Source organism: Streptomyces sp. NPDC014891 (genome assembly GCF_043081085.1).
Lineage (GTDB): Bacteria > Actinomycetota > Actinomycetes > Streptomycetales > Streptomycetaceae > Streptomyces.
This window is the reverse complement of the sequence record NZ_JBIBWF010000028.1, coordinates 1-1,154: the sequence shown is the minus strand read 5'-3', so window position 1 is coordinate 1,154 and position 1,154 is coordinate 1. Positions and strand designations below refer to the sequence as shown.

Annotated in this window: 1 protein-coding gene; it reads right to left on the bottom strand. The window is 70.1% G+C overall.

Going from position 1 to position 1,154, the window contains the following annotated elements:
- Nucleotides 1–1,154, bottom strand: a 1,154-nt coding sequence (locus tag ACF09E_RS35700) for an acyl-CoA dehydrogenase family protein (protein WP_392210492.1), incomplete at both ends; no start/stop codon positions are given.

The following is a 1,154-nucleotide window of genomic DNA, read 5'->3' as shown; positions in this document are numbered from 1 at the left end:
TACGGGAGGTTGCGGGCCATGACGATGCGCTGGACCTGGTTGGTGCCCTCGTAGATCTGGGTGATCTTGGCGTCGCGCATCATCCGCTCGACGGGGTAGTCGCGGGTGTAGCCGTAGCCGCCGAGGAGCTGGACGGCGTCGGTGGTGACCTCCATGGCGACGTCGGAGGCGAAGCACTTGGCGGCGGCGCCGAAGAAGGTGAGGTGCTCCTTGTCGCCGCCGGCGGAGACGCGCTCGGAGCGGGCGGCGGCGGCGTAGGTGAGCTGGCGGGCGGCTTCGAGCTTCATGGCCATGTCGGCGAGCATGAACTGGACGCCCTGGAAGTCGGCGATGGGCTTGCCGAACTGCTTGCGCTCCCGCACGTAGCCCTTGGCGTAGTCGAGGGCGCCCTGGGCGATGCCGATGGCCTGGGCGGCGATGGTGATGCGGGTGTGGTCGAGGGTCTTCATGGCGGTGGCGAAGCCGGTGCCCTCGGCGCCGATCATGCGGCTCGCGGGGATGCGGACGTTGTCGAGGTAGACCTCGCGGGTGGGGGAGCCCTTGATGCCGAGCTTCTTCTCCGGGGCGCCGAAGGAGACGCCCTCGTCGGACTTCTCCACGACGAAGGCGCTGATGCCCTTGGAGCGCTGGTCGGGGTCGGTGACGGCCATCACGGTGTAGTACTCGGAGACGCCGGCGTTGGTGATCCACCGCTTGACGCCGTTGAGGACCCAGAAGTCGCCGTCGCGGACGGCACGGGTCTTCATCCCGGCCGCGTCGGAGCCGGCGTCGGGCTCGGACAGGGCGTAGGAGAACATCGCGTCGCCCTTGGCCAGCGGGGCGAGGTAGCGGTGCTTGAGCTCCTCGGAGCCGGAGAGGATCACCGGCAGCGAGCCGAGCTTGTTGACCGCGGGGATCAGCGAGGACGAGCCGCAGGCGCGGGCGACCTCCTCGATCACGATGACCGTCGCGAGCGCGTCCGCGCCCGCGCCGCCGTAGGCCTCCGGGACGTGCACGGCGTGCAGGTCGTTGGCGACCAGCGCGTCCAGGGCCTCCTGCGGGAACCGGCCCTCCTCGTCCACCGCGGCGGCGAACGGCACGATCTTCGCCTCCGCGAGCGCACGCACCGACTCCCGGAGCATGTCGTGCTCCTCGGAGGGCCGATACAGGTCGAA